Origin of the sequence: Stenotrophomonas sp. NY11291, from assembly GCF_023277365.1 — a bacterium.
Lineage (GTDB): Bacteria > Pseudomonadota > Gammaproteobacteria > Xanthomonadales > Xanthomonadaceae > Stenotrophomonas > Stenotrophomonas geniculata.
The window spans coordinates 4,382,683-4,406,372 of record NZ_CP096975.1; the positions used below are offsets into that span (position 1 = coordinate 4,382,683).

The window sequence follows — 23,690 nt, forward strand, 5'->3', positions numbered from 1 at the left end:
TAAGCGGCTGCGCTACACGCCGCATTCCACGGCCTCGCGCGCGCGCGATGGGAATCTGGACCGGACCCATCAGCCGGTGCATCCGTGTCCTCTTTTACCGCCATCGAAGTCGATAAGCTGCCGGCGCCGGACATCTTCGAGCAGCGCACGTTCGAGGCCATCTTGGCCGAACGCCTGGCCGAGTTCCGGCGCCTGTGCCCCGACTACACCGCCCTGGTCGAATCTGATCCGGTCATGAAGCTGCTGCAGGCCAGCGCGTACCGCGAGCTGGTGCTGCGTGAGCAGTTCAACCAACGCGCACGCGGCCTGCTGCTGCCCTACTCCAACGGCGCCGACCTGGACAACCTCGCTGTGCCGTTCGGCGTGCAGCGCAAGCTGCTGACGCCGGCAGACCCCAAGACCAACACCCCGGCCGTCTACGAGAACGATGCCGCGTTCCGCCGCCGCATCCAGCTGGCGCCCGAAAGCCTGTCGGTTGCTGGCCCCGAAGGCGCCTACATCTTCCACACGCTCTCCGCACACTCGGACGTGCTCGACGCCAGCGTCGCCAGCCCATCGCCAGGCAAGGTCGTGGTCACGGTCCTGTCGCGGCAAGGCAACGGCACGCCGTCGGCGGCGCTGTTGAAGACTGTGGAGTCCGCGCTGCTCAACGACAACGTGCGGCCCCTGACCGACTACGTGACCGTGGCCCCGGCCACCGTGAAGCCCTTCGAGATCCGGGCGCGGCTGGTGACGTTCAACGGCCCCGATAGCGCGCTGGTGCTGGCCGAAGCGCGGCGCCGGGTGTCGCTGTTCCTGCAGCAGACCCAGCGCCTGGGCCGCGACGTGCCCCTGTCGGCGCTTTACTCCGCCCTGCACGTCGATGGCGTCCACCGCGTGCAGCTGCAGATGCCCACGGCGGATATGCCGGTGGACGCGCAGTCGGCGCCGTACTGCACCAGCGTGGTGATCGAGCACGGCGGCACCGATGCCTGACGCCACCTCCCTGCTACCCCCCAACTCGACGCGGCTGGAACGTGCGGTAGAGCGCGCCGATGCGCAGCTGTCGGGCGTGCCCATGGTTCACGACACGCTGTGGAACCCGTGGAACTGCCCGGCCGAGTTCCTGCCGTTCCTCGCGTGGAGCGTGTCGGTGGATACCTGGGACAGCAACTGGCCAGAGCGCATCAAGCGCGCCCGCATCGCCAGTTCGTTCCAGATCCAGCGCCACAAGGGCACCGCCAAGAGCATCGCGGACCTGATCGCCAGCTTTGGCGGCCAGATGCAGATCCGCGAGTGGTGGCAGATGACCCCGCAGGGTGAGCCGCACACGTTCAACCTGTTTTTGACCATCAGCGGCGACGGCGGGCAGGAGTCGTCGGCCGAGTTCGTCCACCAGATCGTGGACGCGGTGAACCGCACCAAACCCGTGCGCTCGCACTTCACTTTCACCCAAGGCATTCAGGCCGACAGCCAAGTCGGAACCGTCGCAGGTGCCCAAGCGGCGGTGTACCGCCGCCTGACGATGACCGGAGATTGAACCCCCATGCGCATGAAGATCACCAACGCCGGCCGCGCCAAGCTGGTCAATGGCACCAACACCGGCACCAGCACGGTGCTGATTTCTCAGATCGGGCTGACCTCTACCGGCTTCACCCCCACTGCGGCCATGACGCAGCTGCCCGGAGAGTTCAAGCGGATGACCAGCTTCGGTGGCGAGTCGGTTGCGGCTGACACGATCCACGTCACGCTGCAGGACAGCGGCACCGACAAGTACCCGCTGCGTGGCTTCGGCCTCTACCTGGCCGACGGCACACTGTTTGCCGCCTACGGTCAGGCCGAGGCGATCATGGAGAAGGCGAGCATCTCCACGCTGCTGCTCTCGGCCGACGTGGTGTTCGCCGATATCGACACGGCGCAGATCAAGTTCGGCAGCACGCAGTTCCTAAATCCGCCGGCCACCGAAACGGTTGCCGGTGTGGTGGAGCTGGCGGACAGCCCCGAAACCATCCTGGGCACCGATGCCGTGCGCGCAGTCACCGCTCGCGGATTGAAGGCGACGCTGGATAGCCGTTTCGGCGCCAATGCACCGACGCCGTTCGTCAAAACGGTGCTGGCGCTGGCTACGGCCGCGGCTATCCGGACTGCCCTTGAAGTGAAGGGCGCCGCGCTGAAAGACATGGGCCACGGCAAGGGGCTGGACGCGGACACGCTCGACGGCATGCACGCCGCCGACTTCCCGCAGATCGGGAAGGTTCAGCCGATTGACGCGATCCCCGGCAACTCGAACCAAGTTCGTTGGATCAAGCTGGGCACGCTGCCGTGGCGTGGTGCTGCCGCAAGCATTCTGCTGTTGGAAATGACCAACGGCGCCATCGGCAGCCCGCGCTACGCATGGGAGCAGATCGCCGCGTCTACGCGCACGTTCAGCGATACCACCACTGTGCTTACACAGGCGGTCGTTGATGGCATGGTGCAGCACACCCGCATTGGGGCTGACTCCTCGCTGGACCGGCCCAGCCGCTTTGGCCTGGTACTGTCCACGGACGCCGCAGGTAAATCCACGGGCGTCGAGTTGTGGCTGCAGCAGCGCGAGTACAACCAAGGTCATGCCGTGCGCGTGGTCAACGCGACCGGCGCGACGTATCACGGCCCAGGTGCATACGTGACCACGGAGCCGCAGGGAATCATCTACGCCACGGCTCAGCCCCTCGCCTACATGGGCGACCTGCGGCGCCTGGTGGAAAGCACCGAGAACCGGTGGGGTCGTCGTCAGACCTTCGCCCTGGGCGTCTATCTGCCCAGCGATCAAACCGTCGACCTCGGATTCGGCGGTGGCAGTTTGCGTGGGACAGATACTGGCAGCGTGGTACTCGCCGCAGGGGCTGGGCCGACTGGCGATTCAGGCGGCTATGTCTATCTGCGCCCCAATGGCTCCGCGAACCCGGCAGGGCAGCTGGCTGTCTACAAGAACGGCTTTACCGAAATGGCCGGCGCCCGGATCGGAACCGGATCTGGCGACGGGAAGGTGCTGTGCGAGCTGTACTCAGAGCGTCCTTGGCAATTCAAACAAGGCGGGACCGAGGGACAGACCGGATTGGAGCTGCACGACATTACCGGCGGCAAGGAATTCCGCCTTACGAATGTGGCCAACCCCAACAAGATCGTGCTGAACCCGACCGGTAGCTGGGTCTATGCGGCCGAGTTCCGGGGCAAGCTGACTGGCAACGCCGACACCGCCAGCAGGCTTGCAGCACCCCGCACGATCAACGGAACCGCATTCGACGGCTCCGCCAACATCGTGACCACGGCATGGGGCGCTTCCCGCAAGGTGACCATCGGGAACACCGCCAAGGATGTGAACGGTGGCGTGAACTTTGGATGGACTCTGAGCGAGATCGGCGCAGCTTCCGTTGAGGACGTGGCTGCGCGCGTGGCCTATCTCACCCCGACCAGCAATGACGACAGCTGGGTGGACACGTGGAACGCGCTGCGCATCAACCGGCAGACAAATGGCACGCCGACCACCATGCCGGCGCAGTACACCATTGCTTGGTCGCTGCCGAGCTATGACAACTCCCGTGGCCTGGCCATTGCCGCCGACTACGGCGGCGGAAACCGATTCTGGATGCGGTCGCGTAGGGACACGGCACCGGTAGATCAGCGCTGGAAGGAATGGGTAGAGCTGTGGTCGAGCGCCAACTTCGACCCGGCTACGAAGGCGAACCTGTCGGGTGCGGAATTCACGGGGGGCGTTTCGACTCCCTGGGTAAAGGCGAAGTCCAACAACTTCATGGGCGGCCCGGTGTATGCGGTGCTTTCGCCGGACGGCACTGGTGGTCAGGTGCTGCTGCGGCCAAATGGCGCGGCGTCTGCGGTGGGCCAGCTGAAAGCTACCGTGTCCGAAGTGTCCTGGGATGGAAAAGGAATCTGGCACGCCGGGAATCTGAACCCTGCCAGCATGGCCAACCGGATTCCCGGCCAGGTCATCATGTTCGCCGGCAAGACTGCCCCGGCCGGCACCCTGCTGTGCAACGGTGCCGCCGTGTCCCGCACCACCTACGCGGACCTGTTTGCGGCCATCGGCACGCTGTACGGCGCCGGCGACGGAAAGACGACGTTCAACCTGCCGAAGATGGACGAAGGTGCGGTGGTTGCGCATACCACGAAGGCAGATGCGGTAGGCACGCCGACGGCCGGCGAAGTGATCGGCCACACACACACCGGCAGTGCGGCGAGTGCGGGCGCGCACACCCACGCGGTGACCGTCGCTGCCGGGGGCGCGCACTCCCACGGCGCGAGCGCCAGCGCGGTTGGCGACCATGCCCACGGTGCCTGGACCGACCAGCAGGGACACCATGCGCACACTGGCGGCACGTCGTGGACCGGCGACCACCAGCATTTGACGGCATTCGCCGAGGCGGGCATTGCCTACCCGTGGGGCGCGGACTACGGCCAGCATCCCGGCTCGCGCGGCAACGCCGACAACGACAACCCTTGGCCGAACACCAGCCCGGCGGGTGGCCACTCGCACAGCTTCACCACTGACGGTGCTGGCGGCCACGCCCATAACATCGGCATGAACGGTGCAGGTGCCCACTCGCACGATATCTCCATCGCACAGGTCGGCGACCACGGCCATACCGCAACTGCTGCCAGCGGCGGCGCCCACTCTCATACCGTCACCGTGGACAGCACTGGCGGCACACGCAACCTGGCTGCAGGTCTGCGAATGATCTACTGCATCACGTACTGAGGACCGGAGCATGTCCAACGAACCCCGCTTTGCCCACGCCTTCGACCCGATAACCCGTGCGTACATGGGCGCAGTCCGGCTTCAGCCGTCCCCTGATGGCGCCTGGCACCTGCCCGACCGCACCGTGGACGTGGCGCCCAGCCAGTCCCCCGGCGAATGCCAAGCGCTGCGCCTCTCGGATGATGGCAAGCGCTGGCATGTGGTGGCCGACTACCGCAACCGGATGCTGTGGGACACGCGCACCGCGATGCCGGTTCCCAACCGTCTCGCTCTCGGCGAGGGGCTGCCTAAGGGCCTGACGCTGGCCGAACCGTTCCGGCTCGATGGCACCACTCCGCAGTACAACGCATGGCACGATGGCCAGGGCCAATGGGTGCTGCAGCCGGACTACAGCGGCCGACCACTCTGGAACAAGGCGGACGGCACGTTCGCCGCACCCGTACCGCGCGGCCAGCCGCTGCCGCCTTCGGTCACTGACCACGCGCCCCCGTCCAGCCGCAGCGCGCCAGTCACCTACGACGACGCGGCAGGATCGTGGGTCAACGCAGTGCCCACTGAGCCGGAAGATGCGCCCCCGGCGGATCTGAGCTGACGTGGTGCAGATCGCGGCGGTGCGACACATTCGCCCGCCGCTGTAACGGCTCTATCTACTTGCCGCGCTACGTGCGCGCGCGAGGGAGCGCCTAGAACATGGGGGCATGGATAGCGCCCTGCCCCAACAGATCAACAACCTGCTCCGCGACGGCGTGGTGACCGAGGTCGATCACGCCAGGCACATGTGTCGCGTGCAGACAGGTGAGGCGCACACTGACTTCCTCCCTTGGTTCAGCGCCGCCGCCGGAGAACTGCGCACCTGGGCACCGCCGAGCAGCGGCGAGCAGGTTGCACTGCTGTGTTGCGATGGCGACCTGGCCAACGCCATCGTGCTGCGCGGCCTGTACTGCGAGCAGTATCCGGCACCGTCGGCCAGCCCCAGCCTGACGCTGATCCAGTTCAAGGACGGCGCCGTGGTCAGCTACGACCATGATGCGCACTCGCTGGCGGCTGTCCTGCCCGCAGGCGGAACCGTCGCCATCACCGCCGACGGCGGAACCACGATCACCGGCCCGGTGACCATCAAGGGCGCCACCAGCATCGAAGGCAAGGTGACGATCACCGGCAAGGCGGAGGTATCCGACGACGTGATCGCCGCCGGCATCAGCCTAACCAAGCACAAGCACGCCGGCGTGCAACCGGGCAGCGGCACCACCGGGGCGCCAGCATGATCGGCATGGATGGCCGCACAGGCGCGTTCAGCGACGACTTGGCGCACCTGCGCCAGTCCATCGCCGACATTCTGACCACCCCCATCGGCTCGCGCGTGCAACGCCGTGAGTACGGCTCGCTGCTGCCCGAGCTGATCGACCAGCCATTCAACGACGAAACCCGCCTACGGCTGTTCGGCGCTACCGCCACCGCGCTGATGCGTTGGGAGCCGCGCATCAGCCTGACCCGTATCGACCTGGCTCACGGCGACGTGGCCGGCTCGTTCGTCCTCGACCTGCAGGGCCAGCTGGCCACACCGAGCGGCGCATCGCGCAACACCCGCCTTTCCGTACCACTCCGCTTCCACACCCCCTAACCGAAGGAGAAGCCCATGGCCGCCAGCGGCTACCACCACGGCGTTCGCGTCATCGAAATCAACGGCGGCGTCCGGCCGATCCGTACCGTATCCACTGCTGTGATCGGCGTCGTCTGCACGGGCGAGGACGCCGACAAGACTGCATTCCCGCTTAACCGCCCGGTGCTGATTACCGACGTGCTGAGCGCCGTCGGCAAGGCCGGCATGACGGGCACGTTGCGCGCCACGCTGCAGGGCATCGCCGACCAGGGCAACCCGATTGTGGTGGTGGTGCGCGTGGCCAGCGCCAGCAACGACACCGACACCACCGCAAATGTCATCGGCGGCGCCAATGGCGGCAGCTACACCGGCCTGCACGCGCTGCTGGTTGCGCAGGCACAGCTGGGGGTGCGTCCGCGCATCCTGGGCGCACCGGGGCTGGACACCCAGCCGGTGACCGCTGCCATGATCCCCATCGCCAAGAAGCTGCGCGCCATGATCTACGCCAGCTGCGCCGCCAGCGCCACGGTGTCGGAGGCCATCGCCTACCGCGAGCAGTTCGCCGCCCGTGAACTGATGCTGATCTACCCCGACTTCATGGCCTTCAACACCGTCACCGCCTCGACAGGCATGGCCTTCGCCGTCGCCCGTGCCCTGGGCGTGCGCGCGATGACCGACCAGCAGCAGGGCTGGCACAAGTCCATCTCGAACGTGCCGGTGGCTGGTGTGACCGGCATCAGCCGCGACGTGCATTGGGATCTGCAGGACCCCAACACCGACGCGGGCCTGCTCAATGCCGGCGACGTGACCACCCTCATCAACTCGAATGGCTACAAGTTCTGGGGTTCGCGCACCTGCAGCGCCGATCCGTTGTTCCAGTTCGAGACGGCCACCCGCACCGCGCAGATTCTTGCCGACACCATCGCCGAGGCGCAGGAAATCTACATCGACAAGCCGCTGCATCCGACGCTTGTCCGCGACCTGCTGGAGAGCATCAACGCGAAGTTCCGCGAGCTGGTCTATGCCGGTTACCTGATCGGCGCCAGCGCCTGGTACGACGCCGGCGCCAACGCTTCGGAGTCGCTGGCCAGCGGCCAGCTGGTAATCGACTTCGATTACACCCCGGTGCCGCCGCTGGAAAGCCTGCAGCTGAACCAGCGCATCACCGACCGCTACTTCGCCGACTTCCCGGCCCGCATCAGCGGCTGAGGCCGCATAAGGAACCCCTGCCATGGCACTGCCCAGCAAGCTGAAAAACCTCAACCTGTTCAACGATGGCATGAGCTACATCGGCCAGGTTACCGAGTTCAAGCTGCCCACCCTGACCCGCAAGATGGAGGAGTACCGCGCAGGCGGCATGCTCGGCCCCATCGACGTAGACCTGGGCCAGGAAAAGATCGAGGCCGAGTGGAAATGCGGTGGCCTGATGCTCGACGTGCTGCGCCAGTACGGCGCCGTTTCGCACAACGCGGTGCAGCTGCGCTTCGCCGGCGGCTACCAGCGTGAGGACAGCGGCGAGGTTGATGCGGTCGAGATCGTCATCCGCGGCCGCCACACCGAGATCGACGCCGGCACCGGCAAGGTCGGCGACGACACCGAGTTCAGCGTCAAGACCTCGGCCAGCTACTACAAGCTGACCGTCAACGGCCGCACTGAAATCGAAATCGACCTGGTCGGCATGGTCTTCATGGTCAACGGCGTTGACCGCCAGTCTGCCCTGCGTCGCGCCATCGGCGCCTGATCCCGCCCCCCTGCCCGGCCGCTACAGCGGCTGGGCCATTCCTGAGAGATATAGCGATGACCCACAACACCACCCATGAAGCCGACACCGCCGCCGACGCCGAAGCCACCGGCACCAACGTGATCGTGCTGGAAACTCCCATCGAACGCGGCGAGCAGGTGATCCGTTCCGTTCGCCTGCGCAAGCCGACCGCCGGCGATCTGCGCGGCATCAAGCTGTTCGACCTGGCACAGATGGATGTGACCGCGCTGACCACGGTCCTGCCGCGCATCAGCCAGCCGATCCTGACCACCGCCGACGCCGGCAAGCTGGAACCGGCCGACCTGATCGAGATCGCCCGTGTCATCGGTGATTTTTTCGTGCCGAAGTCGGAGAGGGAGTTCCCGTCTGCGTAGAGGATCTGATGGCCGATATCGCGGTGACCTTCTCCTTCACCCTCACCGAGCTATCGGCCCTCTCCCTGTCTGAACTCATCCAGTGGCGCCAGCGCGCCTATGAACGAAGTGGAGCCCAGCAGTGATACAGTCCGCCCATGGACACCATCCTTTTCCTCGCCCTTGCGGCGTTCCTGCTGTGTGCAGTTGGCGCTCTGCTGGTGTGGGCGTTCAGCGCTGCGTGCCGCTTCCTAGCCGCGCTGGCAGCCAATCCCACGGACACCACGACGCCGTAGCACGCGCACCGGTTGTCGTCGCATGAGCGGCGGCAACCTTCGCCTGCAGGTGGTGCTGGAAGCGCTCGACCGCGCCAGCGCCCCGTTCAAAAAGGTCATGGCCGGCAGCAAAGGCCTGTCCACCGCTCTGCAGGAACAACAAGCCAACCTGCGCCGCCTCAATGCCGCCCAGCGTGACGTTGCGGCATACCGCCAGCAGCAGCAGGCCGTGCGCGCAACCGAGCAAAGCCATCTGGCTGCAACGCAGCGCGTCGCCGCTCTGGCCCGGCAGATCAAAGAGGCAGGCACGCCCACCCGCCGGCTGAGCCGCGAGTTCAATCAGGCCCGCACCGCCGCCGGCCAGTTGAAGGTCCAGCACCAGCAGCAGTCAGTCGAACTGCAGCGCCTGCGCGGCGGTCTGGATCGTGCCGGCATAAGCACGCGGCAGCTGGGCACGCATGAGCGCAAGCTGCGCGGCGAGATTGCCGCCGCCTCGGCGCAGATGGATGCCCAGCGCACGCGCCTGGCCGCGCTCGATGCTGCGCAGGCCCGTAGCCGCAAGATCCACAGCGCTGGCATGAACGCTGCTGCACACGGCACCGGCGTGGCGCTGGCGGCTTTCGGTGCGCTGCGTGCGCAGACGCTGCCCATCGCGCAGGCCATGAGCTTCGAGTCGGCCATGGCCGACGTAAAGAAGGTGGTGGACTTCGACACGCCGGACGGCTTCGAGAAGATGGGCCGCGACATTGAGGAACTGTCGCGCCGCCTGCCCATGGTGCCCACCGATATCGCCAAGATCGTCGCTGCCGCCGGCCAGGCCGGCATCGCCAGCAACGAGCTGACCCGCTTCGCCGAGGACGCGGCGAAGATGGGCGTAGCCTTCGACACCACCGCCGAAGACGCCGGCCAGACGATGGCCACCTGGCGTACCGCGTTCCGCATGGGCCAGGACGACGTTGTCGTGCTGGCCGACAAGATCAACTACCTGGGCAACACCGGCCCGGCCAGCGTCCAGAAAATCAGCGAGGTGGTGAACCGTATCGGTGCGCTGGGCGAGGTGGCCGGCCTCGGCAGCGGCCCGCTGGCGGCGCTGGGCGCCACTGTCGCCGGCATGGGCATCGAGTCGGAAGTGTCTGCCACCGGCATCAAGAACATGCTGCTCACGCTGTCCTCTGGTGATGCGGCCACCAAGCGACAGGTGGAGTCGTTCGAGAAGCTGGGGCTGAAAGCTGGTGATCTGGCTCAGGCCATGCAGAAAGACGCCGGCGGCGCCATTCTCGACGTGCTGGAAAAGCTGAAGAAGCTGCCGAAGGCCGAGCAGGCGGCGACGATGACGCAGCTGTTTGGCCGCGAGTCGATCGGTGCGATCGCTCCGCTGCTGACCAACCTCGATCTGCTGAAAGAGAACTTCGGCAAGGTCACCGATGCGCAGAAGTACGGCGGTTCGATGAACGCCGAATACGCCGCGCGCGTGGGCACGGCCGAGAACGGTCTGACGCTGCTCAAGAACAGCGCCACCGTGCTTTCCCAGCGCCTGGGCAAGACCCTGCTGCCGACGGTCAAGGAACTGGCCGCGCGCGTGGCCAAGGTTGCCGACCGGATGGCCGAATGGGTCACGAAGAACCCGCAGCTGGTGGCTACCATCGCCAAGCTGGCCATCGGCGGTACCGCCCTGGCCACCGCGCTCGGCGGCCTGCTGGTGGCCGGCGGCGTCGGTGCCATGGCGCTCACGCAGATCCACAAGGGCGTGATGCTGCTCAGCGGCGGCGGCGGCATCGGCCGGCTGATCGGCCAGGTGCTGTCGCTGGGTGGCCGGGCGTTCCCGATGCTGCTCAATGTTGGCCGCATGCTGCTGCCGCTGCTGGGTGGTATCAGCCTGCCGGTGCTGGCCATCGGCGCCGCCGTGGCCGTTGTTGCCGCGCTTGTCTGGAAATACTGGGAGCCGATCAAGGCTTTCATGATCGGCGTGTGGCAGGGCGTGCTGGATGTGGTCAACCCGATCATGGCCGAGCTGATGACCGCGCTGGAACCGCTGGGGCCGGTGTGGGCGCAGGTGTCCGATGCCATGGGCAAAGCCTGGGCATGGGTGCAGAAGCTGTTCACCCCCTTCAAGGCCACCAGCGAGCAGCTGCAGGGCGCCACAACCGCCGGCCGTGGATTCGGCCAGGTGCTGGGTCAGGTGCTGACCGTCAACCTGCGCATGGCCGTCGCCGCCATCGGTTGGCTGGTGAAGGCGTTCACCTTCATGCTGCCGATCATCAAGAACGCCGTGGGCGGCGCGTGGACCTACCTGCAGGGTGCGTGGCAGCTGATCGTCGGCCTGTTCACCCTCAACGGTGACAAGATCCGGTCGGGCCTGTCCGCCATGTGGGAGGGTGCCAATCAGATCCTGCTCGGCTGGCCCGCGAAGATGATGCAGGCCGGCATCGATATGGTGCAGGGGCTGGTCAACGGCATCGTGTCCAAGGGCAGCGCCGCGATGGATGCCGTGGCCGGTATCGCCTCGGGCGTGATGGACCGCTTCAAGGGGCTGCTGGGCATCCACAGCCCGTCGCGTGTCTTCGCGCAGTTTGGTGACTTCACCATGCAGGGGCTGGCCGGCGGCATCGACCGCAGCCAAGGCGAGCCGCTGCAGCAGGTGACCAGCGTCGGCGACCGCATCACGCAGGCCGGTGCTGGGATGGGCGAGCGCATGCAGCAGGCAGGCGTCGGGGGCGCCGGTGCGTCGGCCAGCCGCCTTGATGAACTGCGCGAGCGGCGCATTGCCCGCGCTGGCGCGAGCGCCGATACCGAGCGCGCCACCGCAAGCCGTGACCGTCTACGTGCGGCAGCGGTCGGGGGCGAGCGCGTGGTGCAGATCGGCGCCGGCATGACCCAACGCATGCAGCCCACCGGTGGAAACGGCCTTACCGCGCCCTCCCGCCTGGACGAACTGCGCGAACGCCGCATCGCCCGGATGGCCGACAGCGCCGACACCGCACGCGCGACGGCCAGCCGCGACAAGCTGCGCCAAGCATCGGCCGGATTCGCGCTGGGCGCGGCTGCGCTGCCCGTCATGGCCGCTGCCGCCCCAGTGATGGCCCCGGCTGCTGCGCAGGCCGCTGCGGGCAGCACAGGCGCTTCCAGCTACACCATCCACATCAACGCGCCGGCTGGATCTGATGAGCAGAAGATCGCGGACCTGGTGCGGCAGACCGTTGAACAGATTGAGCGCGACAAGGCCACCCGACGCGGTGCCCGGCTCAGCGACTGAGGACCACCGCCATGATGATGACCTGGGGCACGTTCGTGTTCTCCCTCTCAACCGCCGCCTACGGCGAACTGCAGCGCCAGATGACCTGGCGCCACGCCAGCAGCGAGCGCGTGGGCGCCCGCGCAGCGCGCCAGTACGTCGGGCCGGGCGATGACACTATCAGCCTGCAGGGCACCATCGCCGGCGAGCTGGTGAGCGACCTGCAGGTGCTGGACAAGCTGCGCGAGCTGGGCGACCAAGGCAAACCGCAGGCGCTGGTGGAGGGCACGGGGCGCGTCTACGGCGCCTACCTGCTGACCAGCCTCAGCGAGACACGGCGCGAACTGTTCAACGATGGCACACCGCGCCTGATCGACTTCCAGATGCAGCTGGAACGCGATGACGACGGCGCCAGCGAGGCCATCGCATGAGGGCGACCCCATACCCGATTCCCGCTTGGCGGGTGGTGCTGGACGGCAAGGATCTGACCGACCGGCTGGCGCCCCGCCTGCTGGATCTGTCCCTGACCGAGAGCCGTGGCGATGAAGCCGACCAGGTGGATCTGCGGGTGCATGACCATGACGGCATGCTGGCGCTGCCGCGCCGTGGGGTCACCCTGCAGGTGGCCATCGGCTATGAAGGTAGCGGGCTGTTCGACAAGGGCACCTTCAAGGTGGACGACGTAGAACACAGCGGCTCGCCCGACATCATCACGATTCGGGCGCGTTCGGCCGACCTGACTGGAGCGGTTCGTCGCCGGCGCGAGCGCAGCTGGCACGACACCACCCTGGGCGACATTCTCGGCGCCATCGCCGGCGAACATTCGCTGCGTGCGTCGGTAGCCGCGGATCTGGCCAGCGTTCCCATTCCACACCTCGACCAGGCCAACGAGAGCGATATCAACCTACTGACGCGGCTCGGCAAACGCTTCGACGCCGTGGCCACGGTGAAAGCCGGAACGCTGATCTTTGCGCCCATCGGTGCGGGCACCACGGCCAGCGGCCAACCGCTGCCTGGCGTGCACATCACGCGCGCATCCGGTGACCAGCACCGCTACAGCGTCGCCGACCGCGAGAAGTTCACCGGCGTTCGAGCCTACTGGGGTGACCGCAAGGCAGCGCGTCGCACAGGCGTGCTGGTGGGCACGTCCGACAACGAGAAGAAGCTGCAGGCGACCTATGCCACCGCGCAGGAGGCGCGGCAGCACGCAGAGGCGGAGTTCAAGCGGCTGGACCGGGGGACTGCGCAGCTGAGCTATCGGCTGGCAGGTGGCCGTGCAGATATCTACCCCGAGCAGACGGTGACAGTCAGCGGCTTCAAGCCAGAGATTGATGGCACGGACTGGCTGGTGGCCAAGGCTACTCACAGCATCGACGGCAGCGGCGGCTTCGTCACTTCACTGGAGCTGGAACGCGGCGGCGAGAACACGCCCTCAGCCGAGTAGCAGTTAGGGCAAATGGCACAGCAGGGGTCTTGCTAAGGGAGTACCGAGACGAGAACGTTCAAGTTCGCTCTAGGTCGTGCCGATCTTTATCCCGGTCAGACGGCGAATGTCGCGCGCATCAAGCCCAAAATCTATGGCACGGACTGGCTTGTGGTGAATGCGACGCACACCATTCACGGCGCCGCCGGATTTACTCCTCCCCTTAAACTTGAACGCGGGGCAACGGCGTAGACGCCTGTCGCGTTTGCCTCTACAGGCACCGTTGCCCCGGTCGATATTTTGGCCGACAGCGAGTATCAGCTGTCCGATGTTCAGCTCGAGCGTTTCCGGCCGCCCTTGTTGCGCGAACCGATCTGGAAGCTGACATCGCCCTGGGTCACCGAACCCGCATTGACCTGGCCGGAATTGTTGCCGCCCACCATCGGCGCCGCGCCCGCTTCGGCGTGCTTCGCAGCGGCCTCCTTCGGTGCCGTCAGCATCAGCCGCACCGCAAAGCGCATTTCAGGTGATGCCGACCGGAAGCGGGCCAGCATCTCGCCGTCCTCGTCGTCCAGCTCTGTCGGGAAGCCGGTCAGCACGTACCCAATGTCCACACCGAGCGCAACCAGGTCGTGCAGGTAGGCGGCAGTGGGCGAGTTCACGCCCGTCTCGTAACGCATCTGCGTGTTCTTGTTCTTACCGGCGCGCGAGCCCATTTCCTCTTGGCTCAAGTCCAGCCGCTCGCGCTCCGCACGCAGCCGTGCGCCTACGCCGAGTTTTGGATCTTCAGTAAGTGACATTTTTCGAACTCTCCATGTTGACTGGTGCGCTTTTTCGCACTATCGTTGCCCCAAGTACACAATAATCACACTTTGGTGCCCGATATGTCCAAACCTGTCCTAAAAACCGCACCCCAGGTGCGCGAGGAACTCGACCGGAAGGGCATCTCTATCGCCGAGTTTGCCCGCACCCACAACCTCGACCAGCGCGCCACGTGGCTGGTGCTGTCCGGTCGCAACAAGGGTCGTCGCGGCGAAGCGCACAAGGCCGCAGTGGTGCTGGGCATCAAGGCCGGCACCATCGATCCCGCGTCGAACTGAGGGCCGATCATGTCGTCGCACAGCGCACGCAGGAAGGTGGTCTTTCGATGCCCGTTCTGCCATTCCCCTTTGGTGAAGCGCACCAGCCACCTGAGCCATGACCATCTCAGGCACGACTCGTTCAACTGCACCAACCCGGTCTGTTCTGCCGCTTTTACCGGGCACACCGAACTGACCGGCGTTGCCAGTCCCAGCGGCCTGCCTGATGCACGGCCGACTGATCTTCCCCCAAGCCCCGCATATGCCCGCGAGATCGCCCAGCGCGCTCACCGCATGCAGCACAGCGGAAACCAACCCGATCTGCTGGACGCATTGCCGCTCCCCGCCGACCACTGAGGTAACAACCATGGCTGTTCTTGAACTGGCGATGCTCTCGCCAATGGCGAAGCTTTGCCTGCAATCCACCATCCGTCACGGCGGGTTAGTGGTTGGCGCACGCGGTTATACCGGTCGTCGGTCCGAGGCCGAGGCCGAGGCCGAGGCCGACGAAGCATTCACCGCTGCGCCCGTGTGGCAGTTGATGGCCCTGGGCCTTGTGCGTTGCGCCCCCGGCAATGACCGCCTGCTGGAAGCGACTGATCGCGGTATCGAGTTGAACGACTGCGGCGTGGTCGAGATCAAGAACCCGCCCGACGGGCTGGGCCTGATCGACTCCGAGGCCGACCAGGGCGAGGCCACCCCATGAGCCAGCGCGACGCCTGGTCCACTGCACAGGTGCCCTTCCTCGTCCCCGGTCCTGCCGGATACGTGCCTACCGATCCTGCCAAGAAGGCAGAAGACGCCGCCACGTTGGCCGCGCGGGTAGCCGCGTTCCGCAAGGCAGGCGGCAAGGTCGAAGTCATCACCGAACCCACCTACCGCCCGCAGAAAAGCAGCAAGCGCCGCAGCGCGAAGGCCTGAACCGATCATGCAAGAAGACATCCGCCAGCAAGTTCTGCAGCGCATCGAGCGGGACTACGGCCTCAAGCACCGTCCCAGCACGGAATACATGCGCGGCGGCAAGTGCCCCGCCTGTGGTCAGAAGGAGCTTTACACCAGCTTCCAGAATCCGTGGGTGCTGCGCTGTGGCCGCCAGGCCAAGTGCGGGCATGAGGTCAGCGTCAAGGATGTCTACGACGATCTGTTCGATGACTGGTCAAAGCGCCACGAACGCACGGAGACGGCGCCGCACGCTGCGGCGGACGCCTACCTGCGGTACTCGCGCGGCTTCGATCTGACCGCGCTCCGTGGCCTCTACACGCAGGAGAGCTACTTCGACCGCAAGTCCAGGGAAGGCACCGCGACGGTACGGTTCCCGCTGACCAAGGGCGGCTATTGGGAGCGCCTGATCGACCGCGCTCACCGCTTCGGCAAGCAGAAAGCGCGCTTCATGCCGGGCCAGAGCTATGCGGGCGCCTGGTGGATTGCCCCCGCTGCGGCCGACATGCTGCCGACCGCGCGTGAGGTCTGGATCACCGAGGGCATCTTCGACGCTATCTCGCTCCTGCAGCATGGCATTGCGGCTGCATCCGGTATGTCCAGCAACGGCTACCCCGAGGAATCGCTGCGCGCCCTGCGCGACCTGCGCGGCGGCAAGCTGCCGGTGCTGGTATGGGCCTACGACAACGAGCCAACCGCACGTGATTACGTGCGCAAGCATGCCCGGCGGGCCGAGTCGCTGGGCTTCAAGAGCCGTGCAGCACTGATCCCGCAGAAGCCGGGGAAAAAGACCGACTGGAACGACCTGCATCTGCGCGCGTCGACTATCAACGACGCCGACGCACGCCAGGCTCAGTGGGATGCCGACATCGCGGAGGCGCGCTATCACGGCGACGTGCTGCTGGCGAAGTCCGCCATCGAGAAGGGCCTGCTGATGTATACCCACACGCAGCGCCGCGAGTTCCACCTTGAACACCGCTCGCGCCTGTTCTGGTTCAGCTTCGATAGCGTGAAGTTCGACAAGCTGTGCCAAGAGCGCGCCAAACGCAAGGAAGACCCGGACGAGGAACTGGATGCCGACGAGGCCGAGAAGATCCGCCGCGCCTGCTGCAGCGTGGAAGAAATCGCCAACTGCTATCCCGAGGCGCTCTACTTCCAGAGTCATGAGGTGACGGACGAAAGCTGGTACTTCTTCCGCGTCAGCTTCCCGCACGATGCGCCGCCCGTGAAGGGCACCTTTACCGGTGCGCAGGTCGCCAGCGCCAGCGAGTTCAAGAAGCGCCTCATCAGCATGGCGCAGGGTGCGGTGTTCACCGGCACCGGCCACCAGCTGGATTGCATCATCCGCGACGTGCTGTATGACATCACCAAGGTCCAGACCATCGACTTCGTTGGCTACAGCGAGGATCACAAGTCCTACATCCTCGGCGATGTGGCGGTGCGCGACGGCGAACTGAGCATCGCCAACGCCGAGGACTACTTCGAGTTCAAGAACCTGCGTGTGAAATCCACGCAGAAGTCGATCCGACTGGACATTCAGCGCGACCCCGAAAAGCAGCGCAACGACTGGCTGGCATGGCTGTGGATGTGCTTCGGCACCCACGGCATGATCGCGCTCACGTTCTGGTTCGGCTCGCTGTACGCCAACCAGATCCGAAGCGCGCACAAGTCGTTCCCCTTCTTGGAAGCGACGGGCGAGGCCGGCGCCGGCAAGACCACGCTGCTGACCTTCCTGTGGAAGCTGCTCGGCCGCAGCGATTACGAAGGCTTTGACCCCGCGAAGTCATCCAAGGCCGGCCGCGCCCGCGCCATGGGCCAGATTTCCGGCATGCCAGTTGTGCTGCTGGAGGCCGACCGCAGCGATGCTGATCGCTCACACGCCAAGTCGTTTGAATGGGATGAATTGAAGGACTACTACGGCGGCGGCACGCTCGCCACGCGCGGCGTGCGCAATGGCGGCAATGACACCTACGAGCCCCCATTCCGGGGCACCATCGTCATCAGCCAGAACGCCGCCGTGGACGCCAGCGAGGCCATCCTGACGCGTATCGTCAAGCTGCACTTCCGCAAGCCGCAGGTCACCACTGAAAGCCGCATCGCGGCCGACAATCTCAACGCCCTGCAGGTGGAGGAACTGAGCCACTTCCTGATTCGCGCGGTTCGCGCCGAAAGCCAGGTGATGGAGAAGTTCGGCGAGCGCGTGCGCTTCTACGAGGGCAAGCTGCGCGAGCGGGGGGAGCTGCGCATGGAGCGCGTCATCAAGAACCATGCGCAGATGCTGGCGCTGTTCGACGCCCTGCGCCTGGTAATGGAGATCCCCGAGGAAATGGTGGTCGCCACGCGCGAAGCGCTGGTTGCGGCCGCACTGGAGCGCCAGAGCGCGGTCAGCGCCGATAACGCCCTGGTCACTGAGTTCTGGGAGGTCTACGAGTACCTGGAAACCACCAACGGCGGCATGCCGGCGGTGAACCACTCGCGCGATGCATCGCGGATCGCCATCAACCTCAACGAGTTCGCCGCCAAGGCAGCGCACCATTCGCAGCAACTGGCAGACCTCAAGGTGCTGCGCACGCTGCTGCGTGACTCGCGCCGGCACAAGTGCCTGGACACGAACGTAGCCGTGAACAGCGCTATCCGTCAGGGCACCATGGGCGCCGCCGCCACGGTCAAATGCTGGGTGTTCAAGGTATGAACACCCTCACCTCACGCCACCTTCTTGGCGGCCGTCTTCCGGGCCTTGGGCTTGCGCTTGACCGGCTTGCCGTCGCTGTCGATCGGCACCAGGCTCAGGCGGAAACCCAGCGAGTTTGCCAGCTTGCTGAGGTTGCCCATGGTCGGATTGCCTTCGCCGCGCAGCATCTTGTAGAGGGTTTCGCGGGCGATGCCAGTGGTGCGTGCCAGGTCCGCAATGTTGCGAGCCTTTGCCACGATGCCCAGGACGGATGCGATGAACGCAGCATCGTCTGGGGCTTCTTCCAGAGCCGCTTCGATGAAGAAAGCGATGTCCTGTTCGTCACGCAGGTGTTCGGTGGCGTCCCAATCGTGCAGCTGCACTTTGTTGTTCATGGTGTTCTGCCTTGTTCCTTGTCTTGTGTCGCGTATGGAGTGCTGCTGGCTGGCCGGTCAGAGTTGACCGGCCAGCTTTCGAGCCTGCTCTATGTCGCGGGGCTGGCTGTCTTTGTCGCCACCGCACAGCAGGATGTAAGTGATGCCGGCGCGCTCGGTGTAGTACACGCGGTAACCGGGGCCGAAATCGATCTTCAGTTCGGCGACTCCGCCAGTCAGCATGCGGTGCTGCCCGGGGTTGCCCTGTGCGAGCCGTTCGATACGGACCGCGATGCGCTGCCGGCCCTGCCGGTCACGCAGTCCCTTGAACCAATCGTTGAACTCGGTGGTGGTCTTGATCGTCGCCATGTGTCCATTATAATGGACACTTCCGACCTTTGCAACGCCCCGAAATATCACTTGACAACCGTGCGCGGTCGGAGCAACCATTCTCCCGTCGCCGCACAATCGGCGACCGGGATTGGCGTCCCGAATCCACACGGCGCAACAGCGCCCATCAGTCGATGTCAGGCGCTTTTTTCTTGCCCTGCATCGCGCTGGGCTTGCCTGCCTGTTCTATGGCGGGCGGTGCGCGGGGACCGCAAGGTCCGCCGGAACCGTGTGTCCGGTACGCCAACCCGCACCGTCCGCCACCCTGATTGGCGTCAGGGCGGCGGTCTCCATCACACACACGGAGACACGCATGTCCCACGACACCCAAGTTGCGCCCGCTCAATCAGCGCGCCAACTCGCACACTTCTTCGGCCAGATCGCCGACACCACCGAATGGAACCATGCCTGCTGGCAGGGTCTCTTTGCGCGCCTGCTCGGCGCGGGGAAGACGCCGGCAGAGTTGACGCTGGGCGAAATCCAGACCGCCATCGACCAGGTAGTGACCCGGTGGGCAGATTGCCAGGGCACCGGCCCGAGGGCGCTTTCATGAGCGCACACACCCGCAACGGCACCCGCACAGCGGCGGACGTGGTGAACAGCATCCACTTCGTGGTGCACGAGAACGACGTCGACCGTCTCTGGCAGGCCCAGCAGGCCATTGACCTGCTCGCGCTGCTCGACACCGATCAGCCCTCCCCCATCACTCTCGACCACATCGCCGCAGTTGCGGCGTACGTGGCGGAGGATCTGCGCCACGTACTGGGCAATGCCCACCGGGCCGACCAACTGCCAGCCGTAGACCTGGCGGACACCCTGTAAGAACGGGTCCGGCCGGTGGCGCGCCAACGCCACCGCTGGGCCTTCCCACCACGACGCTCGGAGAAGAGCCATGTATCAGCAAACTGAGTCACCCCCAGCCGCCGCATGTTCGCAGGGGGCCGACACCGGACCCGCCGCGCAGGCTACCACGCAGCCGGAACTCACCCCGGTAGCCGCCAATAAGGCTGTGCTGCAGTTCACCATCAGCCCCGATGAGATCCTCGTGAGCGCGATTCTCGCCATGGGGCCGACGCGCTGCATCGAGCAGCGCTGGACGCGCCGGACCCGCAGCAGCTTTCTGCTGGCTGCAGGGCCGGTACTGTGGGAGATGGAGAAGGACGCCATAGGCCACGACCTGGCCGACTTCCTCGACCGTGCCGGCGTGCCCCTTGCCATCGCCAACATGCTGCCTCGGCCTGCCAGTACCGCCGCATCCGCGGCTATCGCTGCAGCAGCGCTGGAGGTGGCGAATGTCTGAGAGCAAGCCATGCCGATGCGCACGGTGCGAGACGACGCCCGCCAACGCCAGCCATTGGGTGAAGCACCTGACGCAGCAGGCCGAGTACGCAGCGGAACTACCACCCTACGAGCGTGTCGTTGGCCTGCATCAAGCCCAGCAGGCACTGGCGGCCGTGCTGACCGCGCGCACCCCTCCTGCAGCCCAGCCGCTTTCTGGCCGGGAGGTTCTGATGGCTGCGGTGATCGCTGCGGTGAAGCGTCATCGCTCCCTGGTGCACTCGCCGCACAGTGTCTATGCAACGGAACTGGCCGCTGCGAGCCAACAGGTCGACGCCGCACTGGCGGCACTTGCCGCCCACGACTTCGATGCCGGCGAGGTGGTCAACGCATGAAGTACCACACAACCCAACGGCAGATAGCGGCGCCTTGGCCGATGCCCAGCTGCAGGGCTGGGCATACGGCGCGACTGATGGAAGACCGGCGCAGAGCCGATGCCGGCGGTGGCCATTTCATCGAATGCCAATGCGGTCGCACCCACAAGCACCCCAGCGCACACCTGGCGTTGCAGGAGTGGACCCGCCTGTACGGGCGCGCGACACCGGTCGCGTCCACAGCCAGCAACGTGATCCAGCTGGGGCTGGGCCTGGGCGATAGAAGCACCGGGTAATGGATGACGCCACAGAGCAGCATCGGCGGGCCTGCGAGGCCCGCCACTGGATCAGGCAGGGCTACAACAGCGGCAGATGGGTGGACGAACTGATTACCCGCATTGCGGGTAGACGCGGCCCCGCTGCTGCTGAGGCCCTACGGGAAGAAATGCGCCGGCAGTGGTTGCGCCGGCGCGATTGGATGGAGGCGTCCGAGCTTTGAGCAGCCGCATTGTGCAATTCAACACCCTGCAGGAGCTGTGCACCCCGCACGGCCCCGCACCCCGCGCGGCGACCGTGCGGCGCTGGGCAGAACGGCAGGGTATCCGGTACAAGTACGACCGCCACGGCGGGATCTGGACCACCCTCGACGCGCTGAACGCGGCGCTGGGGCTGGTCGACCCGCAACAGCAGGAAGGACGGGAAGAGGACAACATCTGATGACACGCGGCAGAAAACGGAAGTTCAACCCGGCCATACCTGGGCACATCGAGCAGGACGCATTGCCGAAAGGGATCTACTGGCACGACGACCGCTGGTTCGTCTACCAGGATCACGCGGAGGGCGGCCGGCGCGTCAAGCGCACGGTCGCCCACGCGAGCGCCCGCTTGTCCGACCTGCATGCCATCGTTGAGTCACTGACCACAGGCCAGCAGCGCGGCACAGTGCGCTACCTGTTTGATCGCTTCCATGAGTCCAGCGAGTTCAAGGAACTGAGCCTAGACTCGCAGGCCGACTACAAGCGCTACGCCGACAGCCTGGCCAGCTACATCCGCAAGGACGGCACGCCGTTCGGCAGCATGCAGGTCGACCGCATCACCACACCGGTCGTGCAACGGCTGGTGGAGGTGTTCGCCAATGGTCGGCCGGCGACGCGGAACCAGCCCGCGCTGCCCCCCTTTCCGAGCAAGGCCAACCATCAATTCCGCTATCTTCGTCGCACGCTCGCGTGGGGCGTGCGTCACGGCTACTGCAAACACAACCCCGCAACCGGCGTGCGCCAGGCAAAGGAAGCGAGCGAGCACAAGATGCCAACGCCTGACGCATTCGCCAAGGTATTGGCATTCGCACGCGAGCGCGGCGCCAGAGCGCCGCACACCAAGGGCAGTTGCCCCGGATACCTTGCGCCGGCCATGGTGCTGGCTTTCAGCGCACGCCTGCGCGGCATCGAGGTGTGCACGCTTACCGACGCCCACCGGCTTGACGAAGGCGTGCATGGCGACCGGCGGAAAGGCTCGCGCGCCTCGATCACCGAGTGGAACGAAGAAATGACCGAAGCATGGGAGGCACTCGTGGCCCGGCGGAATGCTATCTGGAACCGCGACGGCCGCAACTTCGCCATACCAATACGGCCTGAGCAGCGCTTTCTGCTGGTCGAGCAGACCGGCAACCCAATCGCGCGATCATCGGTGTCGAGCGCGTGGCAGCGCTTCATCCACATGGCGATGCGCGAGGGCGTGATCGAGGAAAGCGAGCGCTTCTCCATGCATGGCCTCAAGCACCGTGGCGTCACCGACACTGCTGGCAACCGGGGCGACAAGCAAGACGCGGCCGGGCACAAGTCACCGGCAACGACAGGTCGGTACGATCACAGCGTACCGGTCGTGAAACCACCGCGCAGGCGCTGAACAGTAAAATCAGCTGGCCCCCAATCCCGTAAAAACTTCAGCAGGTGCACCGTTGAATGACTTTGCTGCCACTGTGGCCAAAGCAAAAACCGCTCGCAAACTTGATCTTTGCTTCATCTCCGCCCTTTGCATTGTGGCAATTGCGGCACCGGCGCTTTCACTTTGGGCTCCGCTACGCCCAGCATCCGAGTCGCTGCCCGTGTGGTTCCAGCGAAGCGGCGCAATTACCTCGATCTTCGCGGTTCTTGCCCAGTTCCGCATCAGCGCTTTCTATGAGCGAATTCGGGGCGGAACGTTCGCAGAGTCATGGCAGCTTTTTCACGTTTTCATCGGACACTATCGCCTGGTGTCGCGAACGATTGCGGCCATCACCGTGGCAGGTGCCGTGATCTGGGGATATGGTGATCTGCTGCTCAACAGCGTGCTGTAGTTGGCGCCGATTGGAGGCCAAGCACGGCCGTGAAACGTCAGGGCAAGCGCTGAATTTTTCCGGCAATTTTTCCGCCGGCACAAAAAAGGCACTTGGGCGGAAGCCTAAGTGCCTGTTTTTTATGGTGGGCCCATCAGGATTCGAACCTGAAACCAAGGGATTATGAGTCCCCTGCTCTAACCGTTGAGCTATAGGCCCTGCGCAGCGCCACAGTGTAGTGGACCGCCCCCCCGCCCGGCTACTCAGGCATCACTGCCAACGCATTGGCCACCTGCTCCAGCCGCACCTCCGCAATCTCCGCGAAGTGCTGCATCTGGCGTAGATGCGCCTGAAAGAGCGCGACGGTTCTTCGCGCCCCTTCCAGCCCCGACTGCTTACTGCCACCAAACCCATCAACCAGTTCCGAGCCAGAATGCGTCAGCAGCGCATCGTGCGCCGGGCGAACCCAAGTCGATCCTCGCGCTCATCCTGCAGTACCTCATCCCGGTCCAGCAGCGGCGTGAAATCGTCTCGCGGGGAATCGGGCGCGTCGTTCTCTACATCGTTCATGGCGTAGCTCCAGATACAGGACTAACCAGAGCAGCAGTGCGTACATGGCGCCTACGACCTGCTGCGCGTCTGCATCGGTGCCGGTGATGTCCGGCCCGCCTAAGTGATATGTTGAGCATCTGCCCGGCCAGACTGCGGCCGCCATTGAGTGAATTCAAATGGCATATGCGACAGGCGGCAGTTCCCCGGGGCATTGCCCGGTTCTACCGGGTGGTGAATTATGGGACGAATAGTGTTACGTAATTCCGGCACTCACCGCGTCCCAATCGCCGACGGCATTCCGCAAGTCATTGTTTGGAGATGAATTCCACGCGACCTTGGA

Annotated in this window: 31 protein-coding genes and 1 tRNA gene; 27 read left to right on the forward strand and 5 right to left on the reverse strand. The window is 65.4% G+C overall.

Going from position 1 to position 23,690, the window contains the following annotated elements:
* Positions 1-84: 84 nt before the first annotated feature.
* The 14 genes from M1L61_RS20410 (at position 85) to M1L61_RS20475 (ending at position 13,401) form a co-directional block, all read left to right on the forward strand.
* Positions 85-975: a baseplate J/gp47 family protein gene (locus M1L61_RS20410; protein ID WP_248854019.1), complete on the forward strand. Its 891-nt coding sequence runs from the start codon at positions 85-87 to the stop codon at positions 973-975.
* On the forward strand, positions 968-1,519 hold the full coding sequence (locus M1L61_RS20415; RefSeq protein WP_248854020.1) for a phage tail protein I: 552 nt from the start codon (positions 968-970) through the stop codon (positions 1,517-1,519). Before M1L61_RS20410 ends, M1L61_RS20415 begins: the two co-directional genes overlap by 8 nt.
* Positions 1,520-1,525: 6 nt before the next feature.
* Positions 1,526-4,735, forward strand: a complete 3,210-nt coding sequence (locus M1L61_RS20420) for a tail fiber protein (RefSeq protein WP_248854021.1) — start codon at positions 1,526-1,528, stop codon at positions 4,733-4,735.
* 10 nt (positions 4,736-4,745) lie between these two features.
* On the forward strand, positions 4,746-5,327 hold the full coding sequence (locus M1L61_RS20425) for a hypothetical protein (protein WP_248854022.1): 582 nt from the start codon (positions 4,746-4,748) through the stop codon (positions 5,325-5,327).
* A gap of 106 nt (positions 5,328-5,433) precedes the next feature.
* Entirely contained in the window at positions 5,434-6,000 is a 567-nt protein-coding gene (locus M1L61_RS20430) for a phage baseplate assembly protein V (protein WP_248854023.1), read from the forward strand.
* A complete protein-coding gene (locus tag M1L61_RS20435; protein WP_010481648.1) occupies positions 5,997-6,356 on the forward strand; it encodes a GPW/gp25 family protein in 360 nt (119 codons plus the stop codon). Before M1L61_RS20430 ends, M1L61_RS20435 begins: the two co-directional genes overlap by 4 nt.
* Positions 6,357-6,371: 15 nt before the next feature.
* Positions 6,372-7,544: a phage tail sheath protein gene (locus M1L61_RS20440; protein ID WP_248854024.1), complete on the forward strand. Its 1,173-nt coding sequence runs from the start codon at positions 6,372-6,374 to the stop codon at positions 7,542-7,544.
* Between the two features lie 22 nt (positions 7,545-7,566).
* A complete protein-coding gene (locus tag M1L61_RS20445) occupies positions 7,567-8,076 on the forward strand; it encodes a phage major tail tube protein (protein WP_010481646.1) in 510 nt (169 codons plus the stop codon).
* Between the two features lie 56 nt (positions 8,077-8,132).
* Positions 8,133-8,471: a phage tail assembly protein gene (locus M1L61_RS20450; RefSeq protein ID WP_248854025.1), complete on the forward strand. Its 339-nt coding sequence runs from the start codon at positions 8,133-8,135 to the stop codon at positions 8,469-8,471.
* Positions 8,472-8,479: 8 nt separating this feature from the next.
* Positions 8,480-8,596, forward strand: a complete 117-nt coding sequence (locus M1L61_RS20455; protein WP_049449433.1) for a GpE family phage tail protein — start codon at positions 8,480-8,482, stop codon at positions 8,594-8,596.
* A 12-nt stretch (positions 8,597-8,608) separates the two neighbouring features.
* Positions 8,609-8,746, forward strand: a complete 138-nt coding sequence (locus M1L61_RS20460) for a hypothetical protein (RefSeq protein ID WP_248854026.1) — start codon at positions 8,609-8,611, stop codon at positions 8,744-8,746.
* Between the two features lie 22 nt (positions 8,747-8,768).
* Positions 8,769-11,978, forward strand: a complete 3,210-nt coding sequence (locus tag M1L61_RS20465) for a phage tail tape measure protein (RefSeq protein WP_248854027.1) — start codon at positions 8,769-8,771, stop codon at positions 11,976-11,978.
* Positions 11,979-11,989: 11 nt separating this feature from the next.
* Positions 11,990-12,388, forward strand: coding sequence for a phage tail protein (locus tag M1L61_RS20470; protein WP_010481641.1), 399 nt, complete (start codon positions 11,990-11,992; stop codon positions 12,386-12,388).
* On the forward strand, positions 12,385-13,401 hold the full coding sequence (locus M1L61_RS20475; RefSeq protein WP_248854028.1) for a phage late control D family protein: 1,017 nt from the start codon (positions 12,385-12,387) through the stop codon (positions 13,399-13,401). The genes M1L61_RS20470 and M1L61_RS20475 overlap by 4 nt, the downstream gene beginning before the upstream one ends.
* A 311-nt stretch (positions 13,402-13,712) precedes the next feature.
* Here M1L61_RS20475 and M1L61_RS20480 read toward each other — a convergent pair whose 3' ends face one another.
* Complete coding sequence (locus M1L61_RS20480) at positions 13,713-14,180, reverse strand: helix-turn-helix domain-containing protein (RefSeq protein WP_248854029.1); 468 nt, start codon at positions 14,178-14,180, stop codon at positions 13,713-13,715.
* A gap of 84 nt (positions 14,181-14,264) precedes the next feature.
* Here M1L61_RS20480 and M1L61_RS20485 point away from each other — a divergent pair, with 84 nt between their 5' ends.
* The 5 genes from M1L61_RS20485 to M1L61_RS20505 are packed head-to-tail and all read left to right on the forward strand — an operon-like array spanning position 14,265 to position 18,090.
* A complete protein-coding gene (locus tag M1L61_RS20485) occupies positions 14,265-14,480 on the forward strand; it encodes a DNA-binding protein (protein ID WP_053461142.1) in 216 nt (71 codons plus the stop codon).
* Positions 14,481-14,489: 9 nt separating this feature from the next.
* On the forward strand, positions 14,490-14,816 hold the full coding sequence (locus M1L61_RS20490; RefSeq protein WP_032975113.1) for an ogr/Delta-like zinc finger family protein: 327 nt from the start codon (positions 14,490-14,492) through the stop codon (positions 14,814-14,816).
* Between the two features lie 10 nt (positions 14,817-14,826).
* A complete protein-coding gene (locus M1L61_RS20495) occupies positions 14,827-15,165 on the forward strand; it encodes a hypothetical protein (RefSeq protein ID WP_248854030.1) in 339 nt (112 codons plus the stop codon).
* Positions 15,162-15,380, forward strand: a complete 219-nt coding sequence (locus M1L61_RS20500) for a hypothetical protein (RefSeq protein WP_032975115.1) — start codon at positions 15,162-15,164, stop codon at positions 15,378-15,380. The genes M1L61_RS20495 and M1L61_RS20500 overlap by 4 nt, the downstream gene beginning before the upstream one ends.
* Positions 15,381-15,387: 7 nt before the next feature.
* Positions 15,388-18,090, forward strand: coding sequence for a toprim domain-containing protein (locus tag M1L61_RS20505; protein ID WP_248854031.1), 2,703 nt, complete (start codon positions 15,388-15,390; stop codon positions 18,088-18,090).
* 11 nt (positions 18,091-18,101) lie between these two features.
* Here the strand turns inward: M1L61_RS20505 and M1L61_RS20510 are convergent, their stop codons facing one another.
* Positions 18,102-18,464 carry an addiction module antidote protein gene (locus M1L61_RS20510; RefSeq protein WP_248854032.1) on the reverse strand — a complete coding sequence of 121 codons (363 nt, stop codon included), beginning with the start codon at positions 18,462-18,464 and terminating at the stop codon, positions 18,102-18,104.
* A gap of 57 nt (positions 18,465-18,521) precedes the next feature.
* On the reverse strand, positions 18,522-18,812 hold the full coding sequence (locus M1L61_RS20515; RefSeq protein ID WP_248854033.1) for a type II toxin-antitoxin system RelE/ParE family toxin: 291 nt from the start codon (positions 18,810-18,812) through the stop codon (positions 18,522-18,524).
* Between the two features lie 334 nt (positions 18,813-19,146).
* On the opposite strand from M1L61_RS20515, the gene M1L61_RS20520 reads away from it, so the two are divergent.
* From M1L61_RS20520 to M1L61_RS20560, 8 genes are all read left to right on the forward strand, one after another.
* On the forward strand, positions 19,147-19,386 hold the full coding sequence (locus M1L61_RS20520) for a hypothetical protein (RefSeq protein WP_248854034.1): 240 nt from the start codon (positions 19,147-19,149) through the stop codon (positions 19,384-19,386).
* Entirely contained in the window at positions 19,383-19,655 is a 273-nt protein-coding gene (locus M1L61_RS20525; protein WP_248854035.1) for a hypothetical protein, read from the forward strand. The genes M1L61_RS20520 and M1L61_RS20525 overlap by 4 nt, the downstream gene beginning before the upstream one ends.
* Positions 19,656-19,725: 70 nt before the next feature.
* Positions 19,726-20,133 (forward strand): hypothetical protein, encoded by a 408-nt coding sequence (locus M1L61_RS20530; protein ID WP_248854036.1) that lies wholly within the window; start codon positions 19,726-19,728, stop codon positions 20,131-20,133.
* 58 nt (positions 20,134-20,191) lie between these two features.
* Entirely contained in the window at positions 20,192-20,506 is a 315-nt protein-coding gene (locus tag M1L61_RS20535) for a hypothetical protein (protein WP_248854037.1), read from the forward strand.
* A 77-nt stretch (positions 20,507-20,583) separates the two neighbouring features.
* Complete coding sequence (locus M1L61_RS20540; RefSeq protein WP_248854038.1) at positions 20,584-20,781, forward strand: hypothetical protein; 198 nt, start codon at positions 20,584-20,586, stop codon at positions 20,779-20,781.
* 199 nt (positions 20,782-20,980) lie between these two features.
* Positions 20,981-21,202, forward strand: coding sequence for a hypothetical protein (locus M1L61_RS20550; protein WP_248854040.1), 222 nt, complete (start codon positions 20,981-20,983; stop codon positions 21,200-21,202).
* Complete coding sequence (locus tag M1L61_RS20555; protein WP_248854041.1) at positions 21,202-22,389, forward strand: integrase; 1,188 nt, start codon at positions 21,202-21,204, stop codon at positions 22,387-22,389. The genes M1L61_RS20550 and M1L61_RS20555 overlap by 1 nt, the downstream gene beginning before the upstream one ends.
* Positions 22,390-22,441: 52 nt before the next feature.
* Positions 22,442-22,819, forward strand: a complete 378-nt coding sequence (locus M1L61_RS20560; RefSeq protein ID WP_248854042.1) for a hypothetical protein — start codon at positions 22,442-22,444, stop codon at positions 22,817-22,819.
* 122 nt (positions 22,820-22,941) lie between these two features.
* Here the strand turns inward: M1L61_RS20560 and M1L61_RS20565 are convergent.
* Together M1L61_RS20565 and M1L61_RS23145 are read right to left on the reverse strand one after the other, a co-directional pair.
* Positions 22,942-23,017, reverse strand: a tRNA-Ile gene (locus M1L61_RS20565).
* A 219-nt stretch (positions 23,018-23,236) separates the two neighbouring features.
* Positions 23,237-23,368: a hypothetical protein gene (locus M1L61_RS23145; protein ID WP_019338915.1), complete on the reverse strand. Its 132-nt coding sequence runs from the start codon at positions 23,366-23,368 to the stop codon at positions 23,237-23,239.
* Between the last annotated feature and the right edge of the window lie 322 nt (positions 23,369-23,690).

Bases quoted from the DNA above. Each gene is read 5' to 3' on its own strand.
- M1L61_RS20495 (WP_248854030.1), top strand. From the start codon at position 14,827: ATGGCTGTTCTTGAACTGGCGATGCTCTCGCCAATGGCGAAGCTTTGC.
- M1L61_RS20440 (WP_248854024.1), top strand. From the start codon at position 6,372: ATGGCCGCCAGCGGCTACCACCACGGCGTTCGCGTCATCGAAATCAAC.
- M1L61_RS20525 (WP_248854035.1), top strand. From the start codon at position 19,383: ATGAGCGCACACACCCGCAACGGCACCCGCACAGCGGCGGACGTGGTG.
- M1L61_RS20425 (WP_248854022.1), top strand. From the start codon at position 4,746: ATGTCCAACGAACCCCGCTTTGCCCACGCCTTCGACCCGATAACCCGT.
- M1L61_RS20475 (WP_248854028.1), top strand. From the start codon at position 12,385: ATGAGGGCGACCCCATACCCGATTCCCGCTTGGCGGGTGGTGCTGGAC.
- M1L61_RS23145 (WP_019338915.1), bottom strand. From the start codon at position 23,368: ATGAACGATGTAGAGAACGACGCGCCCGATTCCCCGCGAGACGATTTC.
- M1L61_RS20460 (WP_248854026.1), top strand. From the start codon at position 8,609: ATGGACACCATCCTTTTCCTCGCCCTTGCGGCGTTCCTGCTGTGTGCA.
- M1L61_RS20490 (WP_032975113.1), top strand. From the start codon at position 14,490: ATGTCGTCGCACAGCGCACGCAGGAAGGTGGTCTTTCGATGCCCGTTC.
- M1L61_RS20415 (WP_248854020.1), top strand. From the start codon at position 968: ATGCCTGACGCCACCTCCCTGCTACCCCCCAACTCGACGCGGCTGGAA.
- M1L61_RS20430 (WP_248854023.1), top strand. From the start codon at position 5,434: ATGGATAGCGCCCTGCCCCAACAGATCAACAACCTGCTCCGCGACGGC.
- M1L61_RS20470 (WP_010481641.1), top strand. From the start codon at position 11,990: ATGATGATGACCTGGGGCACGTTCGTGTTCTCCCTCTCAACCGCCGCC.
- M1L61_RS20520 (WP_248854034.1), top strand. From the start codon at position 19,147: ATGTCCCACGACACCCAAGTTGCGCCCGCTCAATCAGCGCGCCAACTC.
- M1L61_RS20420 (WP_248854021.1), top strand. From the start codon at position 1,526: ATGCGCATGAAGATCACCAACGCCGGCCGCGCCAAGCTGGTCAATGGC.
- M1L61_RS20555 (WP_248854041.1), top strand. From the start codon at position 21,202: ATGACACGCGGCAGAAAACGGAAGTTCAACCCGGCCATACCTGGGCAC.
- M1L61_RS20445 (WP_010481646.1), top strand. From the start codon at position 7,567: ATGGCACTGCCCAGCAAGCTGAAAAACCTCAACCTGTTCAACGATGGC.
- M1L61_RS20435 (WP_010481648.1), top strand. From the start codon at position 5,997: ATGATCGGCATGGATGGCCGCACAGGCGCGTTCAGCGACGACTTGGCG.
- M1L61_RS20455 (WP_049449433.1), top strand. From the start codon at position 8,480: ATGGCCGATATCGCGGTGACCTTCTCCTTCACCCTCACCGAGCTATCG.
- M1L61_RS20485 (WP_053461142.1), top strand. From the start codon at position 14,265: ATGTCCAAACCTGTCCTAAAAACCGCACCCCAGGTGCGCGAGGAACTC.
- M1L61_RS20505 (WP_248854031.1), top strand. From the start codon at position 15,388: ATGCAAGAAGACATCCGCCAGCAAGTTCTGCAGCGCATCGAGCGGGAC.
- M1L61_RS20510 (WP_248854032.1), bottom strand. From the start codon at position 18,464: ATGAACAACAAAGTGCAGCTGCACGATTGGGACGCCACCGAACACCTG.
- M1L61_RS20540 (WP_248854038.1), top strand. From the start codon at position 20,584: ATGGAAGACCGGCGCAGAGCCGATGCCGGCGGTGGCCATTTCATCGAA.
- M1L61_RS20465 (WP_248854027.1), top strand. From the start codon at position 8,769: ATGAGCGGCGGCAACCTTCGCCTGCAGGTGGTGCTGGAAGCGCTCGAC.
- M1L61_RS20515 (WP_248854033.1), bottom strand. From the start codon at position 18,812: ATGGCGACGATCAAGACCACCACCGAGTTCAACGATTGGTTCAAGGGA.
- M1L61_RS20530 (WP_248854036.1), top strand. From the start codon at position 19,726: ATGTATCAGCAAACTGAGTCACCCCCAGCCGCCGCATGTTCGCAGGGG.
- M1L61_RS20480 (WP_248854029.1), bottom strand. From the start codon at position 14,180: ATGTCACTTACTGAAGATCCAAAACTCGGCGTAGGCGCACGGCTGCGT.
- M1L61_RS20450 (WP_248854025.1), top strand. From the start codon at position 8,133: ATGACCCACAACACCACCCATGAAGCCGACACCGCCGCCGACGCCGAA.
- M1L61_RS20500 (WP_032975115.1), top strand. From the start codon at position 15,162: ATGAGCCAGCGCGACGCCTGGTCCACTGCACAGGTGCCCTTCCTCGTC.